General features: G+C 70.9%; 3 protein-coding genes, 1 pseudogene and 1 riboswitch. Of the genes and pseudogenes, 1 reads left to right on the top strand and 3 read right to left on the bottom strand.

The window, feature by feature from the left end:
* Window positions 1–227, bottom strand: a pseudogene (locus NBW84_RS15125) (glycosyltransferase); the annotation flags it as partial.
* Between the two features lie 673 nt (window positions 228–900).
* Window positions 901–1,053, top strand: a riboswitch (cyclic di-AMP (ydaO/yuaA leader).
* 101 nt (window positions 1,054–1,154) lie between these two features.
* On the opposite strand from NBW84_RS15125, the gene NBW84_RS15120 reads away from it, so the two are divergent.
* The gene (locus tag NBW84_RS15120; protein WP_250285384.1) at window positions 1,155–1,478 is read left to right on the top strand and encodes a transglycosylase family protein; all 324 of its coding nucleotides are present in this window, start codon (window positions 1,155–1,157) and stop codon (window positions 1,476–1,478) included.
* 295 nt (window positions 1,479–1,773) lie between these two features.
* Here NBW84_RS15120 and NBW84_RS15115 read toward each other — a convergent pair whose 3' ends face one another.
* Entirely contained in the window at window positions 1,774–2,274 is a 501-nt protein-coding gene (locus NBW84_RS15115; RefSeq protein WP_250285383.1) for an NUDIX hydrolase, read from the bottom strand.
* A gap of 180 nt (window positions 2,275–2,454) precedes the next feature.
* The gene (locus NBW84_RS15110; RefSeq protein WP_250285382.1) at window positions 2,455–3,369 is read right to left on the bottom strand and encodes an LLM class F420-dependent oxidoreductase; all 915 of its coding nucleotides are present in this window, start codon (window positions 3,367–3,369) and stop codon (window positions 2,455–2,457) included.
* Between the last annotated feature and the right edge of the window lie 505 nt (window positions 3,370–3,874).

Raw genomic sequence — 3,874 nt, 5'->3', positions numbered from 1 at the left:
GGCAGGGTGTGCGGCAGCATCTCGGCCTCGTCCCGGGCCGGCACGATCACGGTGATCGCGGGCCAGCCGCCGGGCGGCTCGACGCCGCCAGCCCCGCCAGCCCCGCCGGTGCCGGCGGCGTCGGCGTCGGCGAGCCGGGTGTCGGTCCGCCAGAACATTCCGTGCCCGGCCGCGAGGACCAGCCAGACCAGCATCGAGAGCACCGCGCACGCCGCCAGCGTCATCATGCCGGTCAGCCTCGCAAATCAGCCGCCCACACGCGCCCATCGACACGGCTGTGTGGTCAGTTCCTCCCACTGGTGACGCGCCATGTCCCGTGCCGTCCTGCTGCCCGGACGGCACGGGCACGGGTACGGGCGGGCACGGCGGCGGCGAGCAAGGCAAAAACGATACACGCCTTCCACACCGCCGCCAGCCCCCGGCGGGCGCTTTCCCGCGCGGCGCTTCCGGCCATGCGACGGCTGCGTCGAAGAGCACCCCTCCGGCCACCCTCACGGCTATTTCCACGATCGCCTCGACCGCCTTCCCCGGCAATTTTCGGCGAGTTTCCGACGGGCATTTCCATGTTCATGTCGGTGTTCGTTTTCATGAACATTTCCGTGACGGCGCTGCCGGCGGTCACGAATTCGGCCCGGCTGTCCACACCGCGCGCAGGAGCACCCGGCCGGAAGCGTGGCGATATCGCCACGCTTCGCCGGCGTCACATGCCCATCCAGATAATGAGCGCGCGGGCGCGCGCGTTACCGGACGACCGGGGCGACAATCAACATCAGGAATGCGGTGTGCTCATCTTCACGACTGTCCGCCCCCGCTTGCTTTCCGGGCCGGGACGGTGCGTATGGTCTGCGCCGTGCCTTCGCGAAGAAGGCACCCGTCGGGCGACACGCCGAATCCTGCCCCGGCCGACGGAAGCCAAACCAATGGCAGGAGCGGGGGAACCACTTTTTGCGGGCGTCGCGCATCGGACGTCCTTGGGGTGAAGCCGCGGAACGCGGCCGGGCAGTCCCAGCCCGAACCCGACAGCTCACCTCGCAGGCGTGGGGAAGGACATCATCATGTCCCAGACACGTACTCGTGACGGACACACGCGTGACGGCGCGGCCAGGCACAGCAGGCGGCGCAGCCGCCTGGGAATCAGGACCCGCACCCGCGCGATGATCGCTGTTCCGGCCGTTGTCGCCGCCATCGGCGGCAGCGTCGCGATGTCCCAGCCGGCGAACGCGGAACCGTCCTCGGACCGGGTGCTCTCCGCCATCGCGCAGTGTGAGTCCGGTGGCAACCCGGGCGTCGTCAACGAGATCGGCGCCGGCGGGCTGTTCCAGTTCCTGCCGCCCACCTGGCGGGGCGTCGGCGGGTCCGGTCTGCCGCAGCAGGCCAGCCCCGAGGAGCAGTGGAAGCGCGCCCGCATCCTCTACTCACAGCAGGGCACCGGGCCGTGGTACGCGTCCAAGCACTGCTGGTCCGGAAAGGTCGGCTGACCGGCCACCGGCGGCACGGCCACATTCCCCGTTCTTTCCGTTCCCTTGCCGTCGCTGTTTCCCTTTGCTTCCCTTTGTTTCCCTTTTCACGCTCGGGCCTCCCGCCGGACGGGTTTCGCTGATCCGGTAGACCCGGACGGCCCGTGCCCCGGATAGCCATCCGGTTCGCCCCGGGGAGCCGGCGTCATCCCGGTGGAGATCGGACCTCGGTCGGATCTCCACCGGGCGCCCGGTGGACAACCACCACCCACCGGTCACCGGCCGGCCGTGAACCGCCCAGGATTCCCGGCCGGGTTCAGAGCCGGAAACGTTCCCGGTCCACCCGGCCGAGCGGCGGGCGGGTGCGCTCGAGCTCCAGCCCGATGTCGACCAGGTCGATCCGCTCGAGAGCGTGGACCTGACCGAGGTCGACCCACGCGGCCTGGTCGGTCGAACCACCCACCTCGTAGCGCAGTTCACCGGCCACCACTCGGGCGGCGTAAATGACCCGCAGGGTCTGCTGGTCGGCTTCGACGCCCACCGCGCGCGGAAAGTTCCGACGTATCGAGTCCAGACCGAGCAGGGACTCGATCACGACGTGGTATCCGGTTTCCTCCTCGACCTCGCGGATCGCCGCGGCAAGCGGATCCTCCCCGTGGTCGAGCCCGCCGCCGGGCAGCGTCCAGAACGCCTGGCCCGCGCCGGCGAAGCGCGCGAGCAGCACTTCACCGTCCCGGATGCAGACCACATATGCCGCGAGTCTCAGCTCCCGGGTGAGAACCGGCTGTGCCTCCCCGTCCTCCAACAACCCACTCACCTGTGCGGCAACCCCTTCCGGCAGCGACAACCGACTCCGTCCGTCCACCCCCGCACCCAGCCGTTATGACTGTATTCGCGCGCGGCTATTCACGGGCGGCACGGACCGGTCAGCGCTCCACCGGACGGGAGAGCCCCACCCCACCCATCAGCCCGCCGGGCGGACGGCCGGCCCGGCGGGTCAGCCGACAGACGGCGTGTTGAGCGCGACCAGCAGGTCGCTCGTCACCTCCTGCTCCCGCGCCGAGCCGATCGGCTGCGCCACCAGCTCGGTGACACCGGCGCTCGCCAGCCGCCGGATCTGCCGTTCGACGGACGCCTCGTCACCGAGGATGACCGTCTCCCCCGGGCCGTCCACACCCTCCCGGTCGAGGACGGCCCGGTAGCTGGGCAGCTGGCCGACCATGGCGAACCGTTGCGCGACCCACTCCCGGCGTGTGTCGGCGTCCGAGGTCACACAGACGAAGCTGAGCGCCACCACCCGGGGATCCGGCCGGCCCGCGGCCCGGGCGGCCCGGGTGATCGTCGGCACGATGTGGTCGGCGAGGGTCGCCGGGCCCGTCCACGTGGTGACCGTGCCGTCGGCGAGCTCACCGGCGGCACGCAGCATCGCGGGGCCGAGCGCGCCGACCAGCAGCGACGGCGGCTTGCCGCCCGGCACGTCAACGGCGCCGACGGCGGTGAGGGACGCGCCCTGGTGGGTGACGCTCTCCCCGTGCAGCAGCGGGACCAGCACGGACAGGTACTCCCGCAGGTGCGCCGCGGGCCGGTCGAACGAGTAGCCGAACTGGCCCTCGATGATGGGCCGATGACTCACTCCGATACCCAGGGTGAGCCGGTTGCCCACGGCCGCCTGCACCGTCAGCGCCTGGCTGGCGAGCACCAGCGGATGGCGGGGATAGGTCGGCACCACCGCCGTCCCGACCTCGATACCGGGCGCCTCCCGGCCCACGACCGCCAGCGCGGTGAGCGCGTCCCACCCGCCGAACTGGGTCATCCAGGCACTGGCGAAGCCGGCCTTCGCCCCGTCGCGGGCCGCCGCCACGACCGCGTCCAGCGACCGCCCCTGATCGTCCAGGTACATCCCGACACGCATCGGACCCTGCTTTCCCTCATATATGATCACCAACGAGCCCGGCGTCACCGAACACGCTGATTCTGATTACTCTCAGCGAGTATCCAATGGCCTACGTGGCCACGTGGTACGCCACTCGCGGGTGGCCGTCGGCCATCGGCCATATGGGCGCCACGGGGGGCGCGCGACCGGGAAGCCCATCCGCATCCCAGGCGTCCTGCCATGATCGCGAAACTGGCGCCCGAGCGCGGGGAGCACGGAAGATTCACATAAAGTGAGTGTCCCTCCGGCTAGCGGCCGGCTCCGCCATTTCCGCCGTTGCCCCGCTGTGGTCCTCGCAACGCCCCGCCCCGGCGCTCCACCCAGGCGTGACCGGTCATGATCGGATCAGTTCGGAGGCTCGTCTCAGCCTCGACGGCGCTCCGCCGGAGCACACCGGCGCCTCATCGCGGAACGGAGAACGCGCATGCCCGCCCACGCCATCGTGTCCGGCGCACTCGGCCCGCCCGACGCCATCGCCGCCCAC

It is taken from the genome of Protofrankia sp. CiP1_Cm_nod2 (assembly GCF_920664355.1).
Lineage (GTDB): Bacteria > Actinomycetota > Actinomycetes > Frankiales > Frankiaceae > Protofrankia.
Note: the sequence above shows the minus strand (reverse complement) of the source record. Positions and strands in the feature narration are given on the sequence as shown.

Excerpts from the sequence above, each read along its gene's own strand:
- NBW84_RS15120 (WP_250285384.1), top strand. The coding sequence starts at position 1,155 with ATGATCGCTGTTCCGGCCGTTGTCGCCGCCATCGGCGGCAGCGTCGCG.
- NBW84_RS15110 (WP_250285382.1), bottom strand. The coding sequence starts at position 3,369 with ATGCGTGTCGGGATGTACCTGGACGATCAGGGGCGGTCGCTGGACGCG.